19 protein-coding genes are annotated in these 18616 nt (G+C 56.6%); 13 read left to right on the top strand and 6 right to left on the bottom strand.

The genetic code is table 11. The annotated features are described in order from the left end of the window. The first annotated feature begins 3 nt into the window (after positions 1–3). A complete protein-coding gene (locus HZU72_RS09680; RefSeq protein ID WP_180091601.1) occupies positions 4–633 on the top strand; it encodes a YitT family protein in 630 nt (209 codons plus the stop codon). A 74-nt stretch (positions 634–707) separates the two neighbouring features. Here the strand turns inward: HZU72_RS09680 and HZU72_RS09675 are convergent, their stop codons facing one another. Both HZU72_RS09675 and HZU72_RS09670 read right to left on the bottom strand, forming a co-directional pair. Then, a complete protein-coding gene (locus tag HZU72_RS09675) occupies positions 708–3281 on the bottom strand; it encodes a heavy metal translocating P-type ATPase (RefSeq protein WP_180091600.1) in 2574 nt (857 codons plus the stop codon). After that, entirely contained in the window at positions 3278–3706 is a 429-nt protein-coding gene (locus HZU72_RS09670) for a MerR family transcriptional regulator (RefSeq protein WP_180091599.1), read from the bottom strand. The genes HZU72_RS09675 and HZU72_RS09670 overlap by 4 nt, the downstream gene beginning before the upstream one ends. 265 nt (positions 3707–3971) lie before the next feature. Between HZU72_RS09670 and HZU72_RS09665 the strand changes: the two genes are divergently transcribed. The 8 genes from HZU72_RS09665 (at position 3972) to HZU72_RS09630 (ending at position 11906) form a co-directional block, all read left to right on the top strand. Further along, positions 3972–5309 (top strand): OmpP1/FadL family transporter, encoded by a 1338-nt coding sequence (locus HZU72_RS09665; protein WP_180091598.1) that lies wholly within the window; start codon positions 3972–3974, stop codon positions 5307–5309. Between the two features lie 162 nt (positions 5310–5471). Beyond that, positions 5472–6570 (top strand): peptide chain release factor 2 gene (gene prfB / locus HZU72_RS09660; protein ID WP_138800386.1). Its coding sequence is split into 2 segments (ribosomal slippage): positions 5472–5546 and positions 5548–6570, totalling 1098 coding nucleotides; the frame shifts between segments, so codons are not numbered across the junction. A gap of 34 nt (positions 6571–6604) precedes the next feature. Next, positions 6605–8116: a lysine--tRNA ligase gene (gene lysS / locus HZU72_RS09655; protein WP_180091597.1), complete on the top strand. Its 1512-nt coding sequence runs from the start codon at positions 6605–6607 to the stop codon at positions 8114–8116. An 84-nt stretch (positions 8117–8200) separates the two neighbouring features. Next, positions 8201–8587 (top strand): hypothetical protein, encoded by a 387-nt coding sequence (locus HZU72_RS09650; protein ID WP_022520220.1) that lies wholly within the window; start codon positions 8201–8203, stop codon positions 8585–8587. Between the two features lie 222 nt (positions 8588–8809). Continuing rightward, the gene (locus HZU72_RS09645; protein ID WP_180091596.1) at positions 8810–10213 is read left to right on the top strand and encodes an MFS transporter; all 1404 of its coding nucleotides are present in this window, start codon (positions 8810–8812) and stop codon (positions 10211–10213) included. A gap of 43 nt (positions 10214–10256) precedes the next feature. Next, entirely contained in the window at positions 10257–10565 is a 309-nt protein-coding gene (locus tag HZU72_RS09640; RefSeq protein ID WP_022520218.1) for a BolA family protein, read from the top strand. Further along, complete coding sequence (locus HZU72_RS09635) at positions 10562–11458, top strand: hypothetical protein (protein WP_180091595.1); 897 nt, start codon at positions 10562–10564, stop codon at positions 11456–11458. Before HZU72_RS09640 ends, HZU72_RS09635 begins: the two co-directional genes overlap by 4 nt. Next, positions 11448–11906: a GNAT family N-acetyltransferase gene (locus tag HZU72_RS09630; protein WP_180091594.1), complete on the top strand. Its 459-nt coding sequence runs from the start codon at positions 11448–11450 to the stop codon at positions 11904–11906. Before HZU72_RS09635 ends, HZU72_RS09630 begins: the two co-directional genes overlap by 11 nt. Here HZU72_RS09630 and zapB read toward each other — a convergent pair whose 3' ends face one another. Both zapB and rsmD read right to left on the bottom strand, forming a co-directional pair. After that, a complete protein-coding gene (gene zapB, locus HZU72_RS09625; RefSeq protein WP_133730983.1) occupies positions 11907–12101 on the bottom strand; it encodes a cell division protein ZapB in 195 nt (64 codons plus the stop codon). Positions 12102–12235: 134 nt separating this feature from the next. After that, a complete protein-coding gene (gene rsmD / locus HZU72_RS09620; RefSeq protein ID WP_180091593.1) occupies positions 12236–12880 on the bottom strand; it encodes a 16S rRNA (guanine(966)-N(2))-methyltransferase RsmD in 645 nt (214 codons plus the stop codon). Between the two features lie 90 nt (positions 12881–12970). Between rsmD and ftsY the strand changes: the two genes are divergently transcribed. The 4 genes from ftsY (at position 12971) to rpoH (ending at position 16966) form a co-directional block, all read left to right on the top strand. Next, the gene (gene ftsY / locus HZU72_RS09615; RefSeq protein ID WP_180091592.1) at positions 12971–14191 is read left to right on the top strand and encodes a signal recognition particle-docking protein FtsY; all 1221 of its coding nucleotides are present in this window, start codon (positions 12971–12973) and stop codon (positions 14189–14191) included. Then, positions 14188–14856 (top strand): cell division ATP-binding protein FtsE, encoded by a 669-nt coding sequence (gene ftsE, locus HZU72_RS09610; RefSeq protein ID WP_180091591.1) that lies wholly within the window; start codon positions 14188–14190, stop codon positions 14854–14856. The genes ftsY and ftsE overlap by 4 nt, the downstream gene beginning before the upstream one ends. Beyond that, the gene (ftsX, locus tag HZU72_RS09605; RefSeq protein WP_180091590.1) at positions 14853–15902 is read left to right on the top strand and encodes a permease-like cell division protein FtsX; all 1050 of its coding nucleotides are present in this window, start codon (positions 14853–14855) and stop codon (positions 15900–15902) included. Before ftsE ends, ftsX begins: the two co-directional genes overlap by 4 nt. 197 nt (positions 15903–16099) lie before the next feature. Further along, a complete protein-coding gene (gene rpoH / locus HZU72_RS09600) occupies positions 16100–16966 on the top strand; it encodes an RNA polymerase sigma factor RpoH (RefSeq protein WP_180091589.1) in 867 nt (288 codons plus the stop codon). A gap of 99 nt (positions 16967–17065) precedes the next feature. Here rpoH and slmA read toward each other — a convergent pair whose 3' ends face one another. Both slmA and argB read right to left on the bottom strand, forming a co-directional pair. Continuing rightward, positions 17066–17674 (bottom strand): nucleoid occlusion factor SlmA, encoded by a 609-nt coding sequence (slmA, locus tag HZU72_RS09595; protein ID WP_022520209.1) that lies wholly within the window; start codon positions 17672–17674, stop codon positions 17066–17068. Between the two features lie 19 nt (positions 17675–17693). Continuing rightward, positions 17694–18593, bottom strand: coding sequence for an acetylglutamate kinase (gene argB, locus HZU72_RS09590; RefSeq protein ID WP_007111740.1), 900 nt, complete (start codon positions 18591–18593; stop codon positions 17694–17696). Positions 18594–18616: the final 23 nt, after the last annotated feature.

The following is an 18616-nucleotide window of genomic DNA, read 5'->3' as shown; positions in this document are numbered from 1 at the left end:
CCCATGCGCGTGGAAGATTTACCCCAGGATCAACATCGCCCCTATGAAGATATGATGGCGATGCTGCTGGGCACGTTCTTTGTCGCGCTGGGGGTGACCTTTTACACCCATGCGGTGCTATTGACCGGCAGTACGGCAGGCTTGGCGCTGCTGTTGAGCTATATCACCAGCAGCGTTACCGGCTGGGGGTTTGGGGTGTACTTTTTTGCCATTAACCTGCCGTTTTACTACTTGGCGGTGAAGAGGATGGGTTGGAGTTTTACCCTACGCACCTTTGCCGCCATCGGCTTGGTATCGCTGTTTTCAGAGTTAACCCAAGGCTGGGTGCAATTTGCCAACGTGCCCTCGATCTACGCCGCCTTGATGGGCGGCGCGCTGATGGGCATCGGCATGCTGATGCTGTTTCGCCACCGCACCAGCCTGGGCGGTATCAATATCCTCGCGCTCTACTTACAGGATAAACACGGCCTGCGCGCAGGCTACGTTCAACTGGCCATCGATGGCGTTATCCTGCTGGTAGCCCTGACCCAACTACCGTGGGATCGCGTGGGCTATTCGGTACTAGGGGCGCTTACGCTCAACCTGATTATCGCCCTGAACCATAAGCCAGGGCGTTACATCGGAGTGACCTAAAAACGTTTAGCCAAGCCAGAACCACCACACAATTAGCGCGATTAGACCGAAGCCTGCCAAGTTGATCAATAAGCTCATGAGGCGTCCTCCTGGCTGGCTTTCCATAGCCGCAAACGGTTGGCGTTACTCACCACGGTGATGGAAGAGAGTGACATGGCAGCACCCGCAATCATCGGTGAAAGCAGCATGCCGGTGAGCGGGTAGAGCACGCCCGCCGCGATGGGAATACACAGTAGGTTGTAGCCAAAGGCGCCGACCAAGTTCTGTTTGATATTGCGCAGCGTGGCGCGGCTGATCTCTATCGCTGACGCCACCCCGTGCAGCGAGCCGCGCATTAGCGTGATACCCGCGCTCTCAATGGCCACATCGGTGCCCTGGCCAATGGCAAAGCCCACGTTCGCCCTGGCCAGCGCCGGGGCATCATTGATGCCATCGCCCACCATGCCAACGATTTCTCCCGCCTTCTGGCGGCGCTCGATCTCGGCGTGCTTGTCCTCGGGTAACAGCCCTGCCCGAAACTCATCAATGCCCACTTCCTGGGCGATGGCCCTGGCGGTGTGCTCGTTATCGCCTGTAAGCATAACGATGGTTAAGCCGTCTTTTTGCAGGCGCTTGATCGCGGCCACGGTGTCGTGGCGAAGCGGGTCGCTGATGCCAAACAGAGCGGCCAATTTGCCATCCACCGCCAAGTACACCAGTGTGCGGGCCTGCTCCTCCAGAGCACGGGCCTGCTCTTCACCGGCCTTGAGATCTACACCGGCTTCGTTTAACAGACGCGCATTGCCCAGCAGCAGCGCTTTGCCGTCGGCTGTTTTGGCTTTCACCCCGCCACCGGTCACGCTATCGAAACCATTAATCTCGGCAGGGTTAGCGTCGTGTTCCTCCGCGTAGGTCATTAACGCCGCCGCCAATGGGTGCTCGGAGCTGCGTTCCAGCGCGTGCACCAACGCCAGCACGGTGGATTGCTCTACGCCAAACATCTGCGCATCGGTGACGCTGGGCTTGCCCTGGGTGAGCGTGCCGGTCTTATCGACGACTAGCGTGGTCAGCTTGCTGGCGGTTTGCAGCGCCTCGCCGCTGCGTACCAGCACCCCATGCTCTGCCGCTTTACCGACGCCGATCATGGTCGAGATTGGCGTCGCCAGACCCAGCGCGCAGGGGCAGGCAATAATCAGCACGGTGGTCGCCGTCACCAGCATATGAATCACCTGAGGAGCGGGCCCTAGGTTGAACCACACCAGGGCCGTCAATACGGCAATGATCATTACCGCAGGCACGAAAACGCTGGAGACCTGGTCGGCTAGCTCGCCAATCGGAGGGCGCGAGTTTTGAGCGCTCGCTACCTGTTCGGTAATCTGCCCCAGGCGAGTGTCGGTGCCCACCCGCGTGGCGCGATAGATCAAGCCCCCTTTGCCATTCACCGTGCCTGCGCTGACTTCATCCCCCGCGTTTTTGGCGATGGGGAGTGGCTCGCCGGTAAGCATTGACTCATCAATATGGCTTTGGCCTTCAATGACGTCACCATCCACCGGTAAGCGCTCGCCGGGGCGTACCCGTACGTGGTCGCCAGCACGCACCGCGTCAATCTCAATCTCGTGCTCGTGTCCGTCGCGAATCACCCGCGCGGTGCGGCTCTGTAGGTCAAGCAGGCGCTTTAGCGCATCGCTGGTGCGGCCCCGGGCGCGTAGCTCCATGGCATTGCCGAGGAGAATCAGCCCGATCACCATGGCTGAGGCTTCAAAATAGATCCCCTGAGCGACTTCTGGCAGCCACGGCGCAAACAGCACCACGGCCATGGAATATAGCCAGGCGGCGCCAGTGCCCATAGCGACCAAGGTATCCATATTGGCTTGGTGGTGCTTAAGCTGCTTCCAGGCGTTGACGAAAAAGTGGCGTCCTGGGAAGGCCATAATACCCAGGGTTAATAGGCCAATGACTAACCAGTAGAGACGCCCCAGCCCCATCGGGTGAGGGTGGAAAAAAAGCATGCTGAGCATCAGCGGAATGGCCAGTGCCAGCGAGATCGCGCTGCCGCGCAGCCGTTTTTGGTAAGTCTTGGCATCCTGCTCTGCACGAGTGCGTTCTGCTTCCCGCATATCCACAATCGGTTCGGCGCCATAGCCGGCTGACTCAACGGCGGCGATTAACGCTTGGGTCTTTGCACTGCCAAACACCTGGGCGGAGTGGGTGCCAAAATTGACGCTGGCGGTGTCGACTCCCTCAGTTCGCTCTAGTGCTTTCTGCACGCTCTTAACGCAGCTGGCGCAGGTCATCCCGCTAATCGCCAGACGCTGCTTTTTACCTTGGCCTTGGGAAGGGGGACTTGCAGCCTTTTCAGCCTTAGCGGGTGGCGTGGTATCTGGTTGCTTAGTTGCTCCGTCTGGGGTTGTTTCCTCCAGAGCTGCTTCGCCTGGCGGGTAGCCCGCCTCGGTCAAGCGTTGATCAAGCTCGGCGTCGGTTAGCGATGAAACAACCTCTAGGCGTTTTTCGCTAGGCGTGCCGATCACGTCGGCACTTGGGTCACCATTTTGTACTGCCTCGCGCATACGCTTGACGCAGCCCTGGCAATTCATGCCAGGAATAGTTCGCGTGGTGACTCCATTGGCAGGGCTCACGCTTGAGGTGGCTTCGGTAGAGGCGTCGCTCATGGGGTCTCCTTGGTAGGCGTGGCGTCAGGAAAACTCTCAATCAGACGGCACACGCTGTGGCCGTCGGGGGAGCCATCGGGCATTTGCTGCCAGCTCTCCATGGCCTGTTCCATTCGTTCGGCTAGTGCTTCCAGCTCGGCAATGCGTGCGCGGATTTGCGGTAGTCGGCTGGCAAGTAAGTCGCGTACCAATGGGCAGGGGGAGTCACCTTGGTCGGCGTGGGTCAGGATGTCGCGAATCTCCGCCACGCTAAAACCTAATTTGCGTGCCCGTTGAATAAACCGCAGCCGCTCTAGGTCGGTATCCGAAAATAGCTGATAGCCATTATCCGGGTGGCGCTGGGGGGCAAGTAGACGCTCACGAGCGTAGTGGCGCACGGTCTCAGCGGTAACCCCTCCGCGTTTAGCAAGCTCGTTAACCTTCATGGCCTGTTCTCCCGACCGGTTAAATAGTAACCACGGTAGTTTAGAACCTATGGGTTACCCATAGGTCAAGAGTGCCTTTGCTCAATCAGCCGAAATGACTAAAACACTGATTTAAAACGAGCGTGCGACTAATGTATAAGCCAAAAATAAAATAAAACGAACGTTTGCCCTTGAACCTTTGGCTCAGTTGCGAGAAAACAGTCATGTAAAAATAAAGAGAGTGGATCGTCGGTATCCACTGGATCATCGGGAAGAGAGGCCCACTATGAATAATAAATTTAATAAGCTCACCCTGGCTGCTGCCATCGCGGCCGTCTTCGCCAGCCAAGCCCACGCGGGCGGGTATCAAATCAACGAGCAGAGCGTGAGTGGGCAGGGCTATGGTCACGCCGGGCGAAGCTCTAACATTCATGATGCAACCATTGTGTACGGCAACCCGGCGGGTATGTCGTTTTTAGACCGTGCACAGATTACGGCGGGTGGGACTTTTTTAAATGTTAATACTGAGATTGAAAATGTAAATTATGAAACTTTTGCAAACACTCCTGGTGGTCCTGCTGTAGGGGCTCTCGGCCCAGCAGCACAAGGCACAAATAATGGTGATATGGTGCCGGGAACCTTAATTCCATTTGCATTCTATGCACACCCAGTGAATGAGCGCTTGGCTTTAGGGTTTGGTGTTTACGCACCCTTTGGGTCTAAGACCGATTATGAAGACACATTTGAAGGCAGGTACTTTGGTAACTATACCGAACTCACTGTAATGAGTGCTCAGCCAACGGTTTCTTACCGTTTTAATGACCAGTGGTCAGTAGGGGCTGGTGTGACTTACAACCGTGTGGAAGGTGAGCTTCGTCGTCAGGTGCCAGGCAGCGCTGACTTCGATCCTGCTAATGACATTGATGCACGTGTTGACGGTAAAGATGATGCATGGGGCTATAACTTAGGTGTTATCTATCGCCCGGTACCCGAAACTACGCTGGGTCTCACTTACCGTTCGAAAGTTGACTATGAGCTTGAAGGTGACTATAGAGCCATTGCTCCGGATGGCACAACAGCCCCAAATCCAATTACAGGAGCTCCTCTTCAAAGTAACGCTAATTTAGATTTAACCACACCTGAAACAGTTAATTTCTCACTAACTCAACAGATGACTGATCGCCTTAAACTGATGTTTGGCGCCTCTTGGGTACGCTGGAGCCAGTTTGAAGAAATCCGGGTTGTTAATGATCAGGGTGGTCTTATTACCCAAGAGCCGCAAAACTATGAAAATGTTTGGGCCTTTGCCACAGGCGGTGAGTACCAGTTAACGTCGACGTTGGCGCTCCGCGCGGGGGTAACACTAGACTTTACGCCATCTAATGATGAAGACCGTAGCGTACGCATTCCCTCTGATGATCGCCGTATTTTTTCCCTAGGCGCAGGCTGGAGCCCTACGCCTGATATGACATTAGACTTTGCTTACTCCTATCTAACCGAGCGTGGCACTTTTGTGGATCAGCAGCGTTTTGATTCGCTAGCTGGAGCAGGTGGGACTAATTACTCAGCCGACTACAAAAACGAAGCTCACGGTTTTGGTGCTCAGTTAACCTATCGCTTTTAAGTCCTAGAGAACCAAACTCCAATGAAACCCGGCGCATGCCGGGTTTTTTATTACCTAGTGGCAGGCCATTGGATGCGGGGCGTGTCGGCTTTCGTTACACTATGCGCTTTTCTGATCGATACACTTCTGTACGATCCGAGTAGACCAAGCTAGGGCGATCCCATGTTGGAAACCAATCCGATTCACAACCAGCTCAAGGACCTGTCTGAGCGGACAGACGTTCTTAGGGGGTATCTTTGACTATGCCGAGAAGAAAGATCGGCTAGAAGAGGTCACCCGCGAACTGGAAGACCCCAATGTCTGGAACGATCCAGACTATGCGCAGAAGTTAGGCAAAGAGCGCGCCTCCCTCGAAGCCATAGTGGCTACCATTGATGAACTTGAGCAGGGCCTTGGCGATAGCCGGGATCTGCTTGAGCTTGCCGAAATGGAAGAGGACGAAGGCACCGTCGAAGAAGTGTGCAAAGAGCTGGATAGCATGCAGGCGGCGTTAGAAAAACTGGAATTTCGTCGCATGTTCTCCGGTGAAATGGATCAGAACAACGCTTACCTGGAAATTCAGTCCGGCTCTGGTGGCACCGAAGCCCAGGATTGGGCCAATATTTTATTGCGCATGTACCTGCGCTGGGCGGAGAGTCACGGCTTCAAAGCCGATATCACCGAAATCTCTGCTGGCGAAGTGGCGGGCATTAAGTCGGCCACGGTGCATATCCAGGGCGATTACGCTTTCGGCTGGCTGCGTACTGAAACCGGCGTGCACCGCCTAGTGCGTAAAAGCCCGTTTGATTCCGGTGGCCGTCGGCATACCTCGTTTGCCTCGGTATTCCTGTCCCCGGAAATTGACGACAGTTTCGAGGTAGAAATTAATCCCTCGGACTTGCGCGTCGATACCTACCGCTCCAGCGGTGCGGGCGGTCAGCACGTAAACACCACCGATTCGGCCGTGCGGATTACCCACGAGCCGACCGGGATCGTCGTGGCCTGTCAAGGCCAGCGCAGCCAGCACGCCAACCGCGATTTTGCCATGAAGCAGTTGAAAGCGCGGTTGTGGGAACACGAGATGCAAAAGCGCAACGCCGCCAAGCAGGAGGCCGAGGACTCCAAGGCTGATATCGGCTGGGGCAGCCAGATACGCTCTTACGTGCTGGATGATCAGCGCATCAAGGATTTGCGCACCAGCGTGCAGTCCAGTAACTGCGATAAAGTGCTCGACGGGGATATTGACCAATTTATCGTCGCCAGCTTGAAGCAAGGTTTGTAATTTTTTTAGCGTTTGAACATGAACAGGGTGCCCCATGGCTAACCAAGACGCGTCTCCTGCAGACAACGAAAACCACCTGATTGCCGAGCGCCGAGCCAAGTTGACTGCTCGCCGCGAGCGCGCCGCTGAGCAGGGAAAGAGTGCGTTTCCCAATGATTTTCGCCGCGACAGCTTAACCGTCGAGCTGCAAAATGCCTTCGGCGATAAAGACAAGGCTGAGCTTGAAGCGCTGGATCACCACGCCGCTGTGGCAGGTCGTGTGATGCGTCAACGTGGCCCCTTCATCGTCATTCAGGATGTAGCCGGGCAAATCCAGCTCTACGTGGATAAAAAAGGCCTGCCCGCCGACGTACTGGAAGACGTTAAAAGCTGGGATATCGGTGACATCGTCGCTGCCCACGGGCCGGTGCATAAATCCGGCAAGGGCGATCTGTACGTGATGATGAAGGAGGTGCAACTGCTCACCAAGAGCCTGCGCCCGCTGCCGGATAAGTTTCACGGCCTCACCGATATGGAGGCCCGCTATCGCCAGCGCTATGTGGATCTGATCATGAATCCGCAGTCGCGCAAGGTGTTTGAAACCCGCGCAGCGGTCATTAGCTCCATGCGCCGCTTCTTTGAAGCCCGTGGTTTTATGGAAGTAGAGACGCCAATGCTCCAGCCGATCCCCGGCGGAGCGGCGGCACGGCCGTTCATTACCCACCACAATGCTCTGGATATCGACATGTATCTGCGTATTGCGCCTGAGCTTTATCTCAAGCGTCTGGTGGTGGGCGGCTTTGAGAAGGTGTTCGAGATTAACCGCAACTTCCGCAACGAAGGGTTATCGACGCGCCACAACCCAGAATTCACCATGGTGGAGTTCTACTGGGCCTATGCGGATTACCGTGACCTGCTGGATATGACCGAAGCGATGTTGCGCACCGCCGCTGAAGAAGTGCTCGGTAACGCAGTGATTGAGTATCAGGGCGCGAGCTACGATTTCGGCAAACCTTTTGCCCGCTTAACGCTACGTCAGGCGATTCTTGATCATGGCGACGGCATTGCCGATAGCGATTTGGATTCGCTCGAGGCGGCGCGGACAACCGCTGAGAAACTGGGCATCAAGGTCAAAGAGAGCTGGGGTCTGGGCAAGGTGCAAACGGAGATATTTGAAGAAGTTGCCGAACATAAGCTCGACCAGCCGACCTTTATCACCGAATACCCGGCTGAAGTGAGTCCGCTTGCCCGGCGTAATGACGCTAATCCCTTCGTCACCGACCGCTTTGAGTTCTTTGTGGGGGGACGCGAAATCGCCAACGGCTTCTCGGAGCTTAACGACGCCGAAGATCAGGCGGAGCGCTTCCGTGCCCAGTCCGCGGAAAAAGATGCCGGTGACCTGGAAGCGATGTACTACGATGCAGATTACGTACGTGCGTTGGAGTACGGCATGCCGCCCACCGCGGGCGAAGGCATCGGTATTGACCGCTTGGTGATGCTGTTCACCGACAGCGCATCGATTCGCGATGTGTTGCTGTTCCCGGCGATGCGCCCTGAAGTGGACTAACACGCTACGATAACGGATGAAAAGTTGGTAAGGGCGCGTTATAGCGCCCATAATGGTCAACGTTTCGACGGCGAGGAGAATCCCATGAAACTGCTTAACCGCTCCGCACTGAGCGTCAGGCCGACCCAGCCCTTTGTGGACTGGATCAACGCGCTGGAACCCACCATGGGAGACGACGACCTGACCCTGGACGACGTCGAACGTGAAAGTACCATTTACCTGATTCCAGAGATGGATACCCCAGAAGCGCTGGAAACGTTTGTGCGTGACCGCTACGTGGAAATTCTTGAGACTGAGCTGCGCGCTTGGGAAGAGGACGAACGGCAGTGGCCGGATAAACTCGACTGGGCATTGTTCCAGGAGTTTGTGCGCGTCGAGCACAGCTACCTGGCCATTGATCTGGACGACGAAACGGCGCTGGAAATCTCAGAAGTCGATGATGCATTACTGCTCGACAGCGAGCAGGATTAGCCGTTAGCGTGCTAGTATTTAGGCAAGCCTAGTATTATTTAAGCTTAGTGGTTGCCTGAACAGCTGGTTGCTAACAGCCAGCTAGCGCACTTCGAAATAGCGCAATTCGGAACCGGCTTAGGCCGGTTTCTGTGTTTTTAAGACAGGATTTTGAACCCCACTATTTGAGTCGTTTCTTTTTCACCGTTTTGTTTAAGATCTCTCCTGCCTAGGAACGCTTGCATGCGACTGTTTGAAACCCGCCCCGGCGACGATGGCCTGCCTGGGCCTGAACGCGCCCTTGCTGTGATGGCGCTGGTGACCGGTACCTTGATGGCGGTGGTCGATACCACCATGATCAACCTGGCGCTGCCCTCTATTGCCGCCGACTTGAATGTGTCGGCATCCCGAGCGGTATGGATTACCAACCTGTTTCAGGTCGTTTGTGCGGCTTTTTTGCTCGTGTTTGCGGGCATTAGTGAATTGATCACACGTCGCAGGCTCTACCTGTTTGGGCTGGCCACCTTTGTCGCTGCCGCGCTAGGGGCAGCGCTATCGCGCAATTTAGAAACGTTGCTAGTGTTTCGTGCCTTTCAGGGGCTAGGTGCTGCGGCCACGCTATCGATTGGCCCATCGCTCTATCGAGCCATTTTCCCCTCGCGCCTCTTGGGCAGCGCCCTTGGCTTGAGTGCCTTGGTGGTGGCCGGTGGCTACGCGGCAGGGCCCACGCTGAGTGGGGTAATCCTGTCCTTTGCCGACTGGCCCTGGCTGTTTGCGCTCAATGTGCCGCTGGGTCTTTGCTCGTTATGGCTCGCCAAGCGTGCGTTGCCCCGAGAAGAACCACGCAAAGGCAGTTTTGATGTGGCTGGGGCGCTGCTCTCGATCGTTATGCTGGCCAGCTTCTTTATTGCCATGGACGCCGTGAGCCACGCCGCGCCGGTTTGGCAAAGCGGTGGCTGGGTGCTATTGGCGGTATTGGCCTGTGCTGGGTTTATTGCGCGTCAGCGTCGCGCACCTTATCCACTGTTGCCGCTTAGCGTATTTGCCGAGCTGCGCTTTACACTGGCGGTATCTGCCTCTGGACTTGCCTTTATAGGTCAGGGCCTTACGTTTGTAGCCCTGTCGTTTTTCTATCAGGAGCAGATGGGGTTTTCGCCACTGGAAACCGCTTGGCTGTTCACTCCTTGGCCACTGGCTATCATGTTCGTTGGCCCTGTAGCGGGGCGCTTAGCCGACCGTATTAATCCCAGTATTCTCTCCAGTACGGGGCTTGGCCTACTTATCATTGGCCTGATTGCGCTGGCGCTGGTCGATGAGTCGACCGGTGTGGCGGGAAGTCTATGGCGCACTGCGCTATGCGGTATTGGCTTTGGCCTGTTCCAGCCGCCTAACAACCGCGAAATGATGGGCAGCCTGCCGCCGGAGCGCAGTTCCAACGTCTCTGGCGTCATGAGCACCACACGTACCGTCGGGCAGTCGTTTGGCGTGGCCTTAGTCGGTGCAGCGTTGGCGCTAGGCTGGCCGGTACAGGTAACGCTCTGGCTAGGGGCGGCGACTACGCTGCTGGCGCTCTTGGCAAGCGTGGCGCGCATGCCGCTGGCAAGGCGTGCGTTACACGCTCGACGGGCATCGTCTGCGGGCCAGTAAGCGCGTACAATAAAATGGTTTGTGATCTCTCAAGGAGAACCTTATGACGCTGCAGACACAGATTGAGCAGAAGTTAACGGCACTCGCGCCAGACGTGCTGCAGGTTGAAAACGAAAGCCACATGCACAACGTGCCCGCGAACTCTGAAACCCACTTCAAAGTGACGCTAGTGAGTGACTCCTTCGATGGCATGATGCCGGTGAAGCGTCACCAGCAAATTTATGCGCTGTTGGCCGATGAGCTTTCCGGACCGGTGCACGCTTTAGCGCTGCATCTTTATACCCCCAGCGAGTGGCAGGCACGCGGCGGTGAACGCCCGAACTCACCCAACTGTCGCGGCGGCGGGAAGTGAATCAAGAAGTTACTCGGCGCCACTACCTGGACGCCATGGGCATTACCGCCTGGGCCGCTAAATACCAGTTGCCTAATGCGCTGCCCACCGAGGCCTGTGAGTGGGAAGATTCGACGCCTGCTCCTACGCCGCCTCGGGAGCGGCTACAGGCATTGCTGGACGACGCCCCTGCGCCCAAGCGTCAAACGTCCAAACCTCAACCGCCCGAGCTTCAATCTTCCGACCCCCAGGCCTCAGGCGAAGCCATTGCTTCACCCTCGGCGGTGCGGGCACTGCTAGGTCAAGACAAGCAACGTGCGGACAAGCCGAGCCAAAATAAGCCGGCGATTGCCAACCCGGAGACGGCGACTCCCAGCGCGGAAGTGGTGCCAGCCAAACCTCTTAAGTTCGCGCTCTCCTGCGTTTGTCTTGAGGGCCGCTGGATGGTGCTGCAGGCGGGGGAAATGAGTCCGCTTGAGCAGCAGCTACTGGTTAACCTGTTGCAGGCCGCGGGCATTCAGCGTGGAGCGTTGCCGGAAGTGAGCCACTTCACTTGGCCGCAAATGGCCAACGCCTTTGCGGTAGAGGATCCCTTGGACGAAGCCCGCGAGGGCTTGGCGGCGTTTATCGCCGGAAGCGCGAGCCGTCAAGGGTGGCGATTAGAGCGATTACTTTGGTGGGGTGAGTTGGAAGCCGAGCCTGATACCGAATCTGGGGCTGAACAAGCACCGCTGGAGCGCATACTGAACGTGGCTGAAGGTCAAAGCCAAACGCTTTCGCTGCCCTTATGGCAGGGCCCCTCACTTGGGTCGCTCCTCGACGGTAGCCATAGTAAGCGCGACCTCTGGCCAGCGCTGCAGGCGTTAGGCCAGCAGTGGGCGGCTGGCGCTAAGCAGACTGCTGATGATCACTGAACTCAACGTCGAGCACCTGGCCCTGCTGCTCGCGCTTGAGCAGCGGGCGCAGAGCGGCACTTCCGAGACGCAAATGCTGGCAGCGTTGGGCGGCCAGGATACCTGTGTATTGGGCTGGTGGCAGGATGAGCAGCTGTTAGGGTATGCCATTGTGGCGCGACTGCCGTTTGAAGCGGAGTTGCAAGCCATTGGAGTACACCCAGAGCAGCGTCGCAGTGGAGCAGGTCGCGCGTTGATGGAGGTCGTGCTGTCGACCGCACGCGGCTGGCTGAGTGAGCGACTGCTGCTAGAGGTGCGGGTGGGGAATCTTAGCGCTATCCGGCTCTACCAGTGCTGCGGGCTTAGCGAAGATGGGCGGCGCAAAGGCTATTACCCAGCGGCCAAAGGGCCTGCTGGGCGAGAAGACGCGCTACTCATGTCGCAGATACTCCAAGTAGCGCAAAGCTAGTTACGAAGCGCTAGTTGTTTCTAGGCTGTCGAACTTGCTGAGTAGGCTGTTGAGGCGACGCTCCCACTCTTCGCGCTCCTCTTTCAGCTTGGCGTTTTCGCCGCGCAGCTCTTCATTTTCCAGTTTCATCATCTCCAGTGCATCAACGGTGTCGGTGACTTTCTGTTCAAGTTGATTAAATAGCTCCAGACTCATGTATCTCTCCCTAGCGTAAAAACAAAAACCCAAAATAGGTCATAAAAAGGCACCCAAATAAACAAAAACAAAGCTTGTCAGTAGGGGCGAATGAGGCGAGCGTAACGCCACCGCCGCGTGGCGGCAAGCGCTGTTTACGGTGCTTGACGTTGATAGAGCCGCGCAGTGCTTTCGCCCGCCTGGGTTTCGCGGTGCAATAGCCAGTTGGCGGGCACCTTGGGAGCCAGCAACGTCTCGGTTTCCAGGTAAATCATTGCCTCGTTATCCAGCCAGCCGCTAGTTTCCAATGCCGAGCAGCAGGGCGCGGCCAACTGCTGATGGAACGGCGGATCAAGAAAGACCAGTGTATAGGGCTTGGCTGGGCGCGTCAGATAGGCCTGAACATCGTTAACATGCACCGCGCTTGCGGTAATATTGAGCGATGCCAGATTGGTCGACAGCTGCGCCGCTACCTGTGGGTCGCGCTCAACAAAATCGACCCAGGAGGCGCCGCGAGACACCGCTTCAATGCCTAGCGCACCGGTACCTGCGAACAGGTCGAGTACTTGCTGGCCGTAAAGCTGTTGGCCGAGCCAGTTGAACAGCGTTTCACGCACGCGGTCTGGGGTTGGACGCAAACCAGGGCTATCCAGCACCGGCAACTGACGGCGACGGAACTCACCGCCGATGATGCGTAACTTACCAAGTGGCTTACCAATAGGTTTGCCAAGTTGTTGACCACCCCGCTTAGCTGGTGTGCGGCGGGATGTAGAGGATCGAGGGGGGCGTTGTCGTGTCATGAAGCGGATTGTAACGGGCTGTTTATCCAAAGTCTTGGGTTACGGTGTTAGCATAACCTTAATGTTCACTATTTATGTCGGGTAGCACTCATGTTTGGTTTTTTTAAACGCAAGAATAAGCAAGATCCGCAGCAGGCGCCTCAAGACAAGCAGGCGCAGGAGGAGCAGTTAAAGGAACAGCCTCAAGAGCAAACCGATGAGCTGGACATTGCGACGCCCGAGACCTCCACGGGCGTTGTTGAAGAGGCCTCAAAAGCGCCAGAAACTTTGCCAGAGCCAGAGCCAGAGCCAGAGCCAGAGCCAGAGCCAGAGCCAGCCCGTGAAACGCCCGCCTTGCAAGAGAAACCGGTGGCTGCCAAAAGCGACCAGAAAGGCTGGTTTGCGCGTATCAAGTCAGGCCTGGGGAAAACCCGTGCCAACTTAACCGATGGCATCGCTGATCTGTTTTTAGGTAAAAAACAGATCGATGACGAACTGCTGGAAGATCTGGAAACGCAGCTGTTAATGGCCGACGTGGGCATTGACGCGACGACTGAGATTATTGGTCGCCTAGAGGCGCGGGTCTCGCGCAAAGAGTTGAACGACCCAGAAGCTCTCTACCGTGGCCTGCAAGAAGAGTTGTCCGCCATGCTGGCGCCGGTCGCCAAGCCGCTTGTGCTGGCAAAAGGAGGCAAGGGGCCGTTTGTTATTTTAGTGGTGGGTGTTAATGGCGTGGGTAAAACCACCACCATCGGTAAGCTAACCCAGCGTTTTCAGCGCGAAGGCAAAAGCGTTATGTTGGCGGCCGGTGACACTTTCCGTGCCGCCGCTGTCGAGCAGCTCAAAGTCTGGGGCGAGCGCAACAAGGTGCCGGTCATCGCCCAACACACCGGCGCGGACAGCGCCTCGGTGATTTACGATGCGGTAGCGGCCGCCACTGCGCGGGGTGTTGATGTACTGATCGCCGATACCGCCGGTCGGCTGCATAACAAAAGCCATCTGATGGAAGAGCTGAAAAAAGTTCACCGGGTGATGCAGAAACTAGATGACACCGCGCCTCACGAAGTGATGCTAGTGCTGGATGCGGGCACCGGGCAAAACGCGATTTCCCAAGCCAGCACCTTTAATGACGCCGTGCCGGTCAGCGGGATCACGCTCACCAAATTGGACGGCACCGCAAAAGGTGGGATTATTTTCGCGTTGGCTAAACAGCTGGAAACGCCAATTCGTTTTATTGGCGTGGGGGAGGGTATTGACGATCTGCGCCCCTTCGAGGCCAATGATTTTGTCCAAGCGCTATTTGACCGCCAAGGGGACGATGCCAGCGCATGATCGCCTTTGAGCATGTGGGAAAACGCTACGGTGGACGCTTTGAAGCGCTGGCGCATCTTAACTTTCGGGTTGCCCGGGGCGAAATGGTGTTTCTTACCGGCCACTCCGGGGCGGGGAAAAGCTCGCTACTACGCTTAGTGATGCGTCTTGAGAAACCTAGCCGTGGGCGCGTCGTCGTAGCGGGGCATGACATTGCTCAGCTGCATGCCAGCCAAGTGCCGTTCTATCGGCGCCAAATCGGTGTGGTCTTTCAGGATCATCAACTGCTCTTTGATCGCAGCATTTTTCACAATGTTTCTCTACCGCTGGAGATTCAAGGGGTTGAACCTCGGGAGGCCGCCCGCCGTGTGCGTGCCGCGTTAGATAAAGTGGGGCTGCTGCATCGTGAAAAGGCGTTGCCCATAGAACTCTCCGGCGGCGAGCAGCAGCGGGTAGGCATTGCCCGGGCGGTGGTTAATAAGCCCGCGCTGCTGCTGGCTGATGAGCCAACGGGCAATCTGGATCCCCAGCTTTCGGCGGATATAATGGCGCTGTTTGAGGACTTTAATCGGATTGGTACCACGGTGATGATCGCCAGCCACGATTTGGCTCTAATTGCCCGACTGCGCCACCGCATCCTGCGCTTAAGCGACGGCAGGCTGGTAGCCGATGGGGGGGCGGTATGAGGTCATCCGCGACACCCAAGCGTCGTCAGGGAGCAGCATTAAAAACGCCTCACAAAGCCGCTGTTAAACCAGCGGTGGAGAAAGCCCAAGCGCCACAGCGAGGCGCCAGGTCGCAGCAAACGCGCTTTTCCAGTCGCCTGCGGGCATGGGGGCGCCATCACCGCAGCATGGGGTGGGATAGCTTTCAGCGCTTGATACGCTATCCGCTGGGTAATCTTCTGACCATGCTGGCGATCGCTATTGCACTGGTGCTACCTGCGGCGCTGTGGCTAACCCTGGATAGTGCCCGCCTGCTGGATGCTGAGCTTGATGAGAGCGCCACCCTAACGGTCTACCTGGAGTTGAGTGCCGATGATGCCCAGTCGCTGCGTATTGAAGAGGCGGTCAACGCGGAACCGGACGTGCTCGAAACCCAACTGATCAGCGCCGAGCAGGGTATGGCGGAGTTCCAGCAGTCGCTGGGGCTCGATGATGCCTTGGCAGGGCTGGAGAGTAACCCGCTGCCTATTAGTATGGTGGTGCGCCCGGAAAGCGTTGACCCGGTTGCCATGCAGCAGTTGGCCACCCGTCTTGAAGCGCTCGCTGGGGTGGATGAGGTGCGTCTTGACCTGGCCTGGGTAGAGCGACTGAGAAACTTAGCCGAGCTAGGTCGCCGTGTAGCACTGGCGCTAGGGGTGCTGTTTGGTTTAGGCGTGCTGCTGGTGGTCGGTAATACCATTCGTCTCTCGGTGGAGAGTCGTCGCCGGGAAATTGAAGTCGTGATGCTTATTGGTGCCACGCATGCTTTTGTGCGACGGCCTTTCCTATACAGCGGTGCTTGGTACGGCTTAGGCGGAGGGCTGTTGGCGCTGGGTTTGTTAGATCTGGGCAATCACTGGCTTTCCCTGCCGGTATCCGCTCTGGCGGCAAGTTACGGGGCGAGTTTTTCTTTACCCCAACTCGACGTGACAGGCTCTACAATTCTGCTATCTTGCAGTACACTACTAGGCTGGTTGGGTGCCTGGTTGGCGGTGACTCGTCACCTTTCGAGTATTCGGCCAAGATAATTGATGGATTTTAGGCAGTTAATGCGATACTGCTGGTAATGCTTAACCTGCGAACTTTATGCTTGCGTTAAGGTCTCAGTAGCGCAGACATTCGTATGACTGAATGTGTATGACTGAATTAGTATCACGGTTTTGTAATAGGTTATTGATAACGTGCTACGTCAACCACGATGGGTTACAGGGGAGACCACCTGCACATGAGCACTAGTCTTCTACCGGTGGGGCAGCTTTCGCCCGGCGGCGATCTGGGCGGTTATATCCGCGCGGTCAATGGAATTTCGGTATTAACGGCCGATGAAGAGCGCGAACTCGCTTATCGCCTCTATGATGAAGGCGATTTGGAAGCCGCTCGTCGTTTGGTACTGTCGCATTTGCGCTTTGTGGTGCATATCGCGCGTAGCTATTCGGGCTATGGGTTGCCTCAAGCGGATCTGATTCAAGAAGGTAACGTTGGCTTGATGAAAGCCGTCAAGCGCTTCGATCCGAACCAGGGCGTTCGTCTGGTTTCATTTGCCGTGCACTGGATTAAAGCGGAAATTCACGAATTTGTGCTGCGTAACTGGCGGATCGTTAAGATTGCCACGACCAAAGCCCAGCGCAAACTGTTCTTTAACCTACGCGGTGCGAAGAAGCGCTTGGCGTGGTTGAACAACGACGAAGTGGCCGCCATCGCCAAAGATCTCGACGTTAAGCCCGAGATTGTGCGCGATATGGAAGGGCGCTTGTCGTCTTACGATGCAGGCTATGATGCCCCGGCAGGCGATGATGAAGAGAGCACCTATCAAGCACCGGTGCATTTCCTCGATGATTCTGCCTCCGACCCTGCCACACAGCTGGAAGATAGCAACTTCGAGGAAGACTCGACGCGCCGTTTGCAGCTTGCCCTCGAAGGCCTTGATGAGCGCTCGCGGGATATTCTCCAGCGCCGCTGGCTAGCCGATAGTAAAGAGACGCTGCATGATCTGGCCGACGTTTACGGCGTCAGCGCGGAGCGTATTCGCCAGCTCGAAAAAAATGCCATGAAAAAACTGCGTCAGAAAATGGGTGAAGAGATGGTCGCCTAAGACCACACTGAACGCACAATTTGTGGCTTTTCAGCATTAAAAAAACCGGCTCCCTTTTAATAAAAGGGAGCCGGTTTTTTGTGCAGCCAGCACGCGAGCTCAAGCAGGCTGTGCCGTGGCGCGTAGTAAGTGGGCTGATAGCAGCGACCACTGATCTTCCCAGTGTTCGGTGGGCAGGCGCTTAAAGTCGCTGCGCACGTACTGTGAAATTCGCCCCTCCGCCTGGGCCGCTAACAAATTGGCAGCGGCAGAGGCCGGAATCGTGGGGCGTAGGCCTTCACGCAGTTCGGCTTCGCGCAGAATCTGCTTAAGCTGCATTTCCAGGCGTTCAAACAGCTGGTTGACCCGCTGGCGTAGCCGGGCGGTTTCGCCGGTGAGTACGTCGCCGCCCATCACCCGTGCCAGGCCAGGATTTTTCTCAGCAAAGCCCAGCAGCAGCGCGAGTATGGTACCGCAGCGGGAGGTAGCGTCGGGAACGTCTTCTAAAATACGCGTGATGCGGGCAAAAATACTCTCTTCAATAAAGTCGATCAGCCCCTCAAACATACGCGCTTTGCTGGGGAAATGGCGGTAGAGCGCCGCTTCTGAAACGCCTACCTGGCGGGCGAGGGCGGCTGTGGTAATGCGCTTGCCGCTATCTTCCTCGAGCATCAATGCCAGGGCTTGGAGAATTTGCTCGCGGCGGCGAGGTTTTTGATCTTCGCTCATAATGTGACCTCCGTCGCGGTTAGCTCGCGTCCTTGATTTGAGTACCTACCCCAGCATTGGTGAAAATTTCCAGTAACACCGCGTGGGGGACACGGCCATCAATAATGTGCGAGCTGTTCACGCCGCCCTTCACTGCATCCAGCGCACAGCGGATTTTGGGCAGCATGCCGCCATAAATCGTGCCATCGGCGATCAGGTCATCCACCTGAGCGGTGCTTAAACCGGTGAGCACTTCTCCTTCGGTGTTCATTAACCCGGCGACATTGGTGAGCAGCATCAGCTTTTCTGCATTGAGCGCTTCGGCGATCTTGCCCGCTACCAGGTCAGCGTTGATATTGTAGCTGTGGCCTGCGGCGTCGACGCCAATCGGTGCAATCACCGGAATAAAGTCACGCGCTGCCAGCATCTCGATAAGCTCGGTTGAGATCGATTCCACTTCGCCGACATGGCCTATATCGATGATCTCGGGCGCCGTCATTTCGGGACTTTGGTGCTCAACCTTGAGCTGGCGGGCACGAATTTGTGAGCCATCTTTACCGGTCAAGCCAATCGCTTTACCGCCGCTTTGATTGATCAGGTTGACGATGCTTTTGTTGACCAAGCCGCCCAGCACCATCTCGACCACGTCCATGGTTTGCGAGTCGGTAACGCGCATGCCGTTGACGAAGCGTGACTCAATGTTGAGCTTTTTGAGCAGGTCTCCGATCTGCGGCCCGCCGCCATGCACCACCACAGGGTTGATGCCGACTTCCTTCATTAACACGATATCGCGGGCAAAGGAGTCGATCAGGGTGCTTTCGGTCATGGCGTTACCGCCATATTTGACCACCACGGTTTTGCCGGAGAACTGCTGAATATACGGGAGGGCTTCGGAAAGCACCTCCACAACGACCTGGGGATCGCGACTGGCTGAACTCATGAGGTTGTCCCTTGCGAACGTTT

It is taken from the genome of Vreelandella sedimenti, from assembly GCF_013416325.1.
Classification (GTDB): Bacteria; Pseudomonadota; Gammaproteobacteria; order Pseudomonadales; family Halomonadaceae; genus Vreelandella; species Vreelandella sedimenti.
Note: the sequence above shows the minus strand (reverse complement) of the source record. Positions and strands in the feature narration are given on the sequence as shown.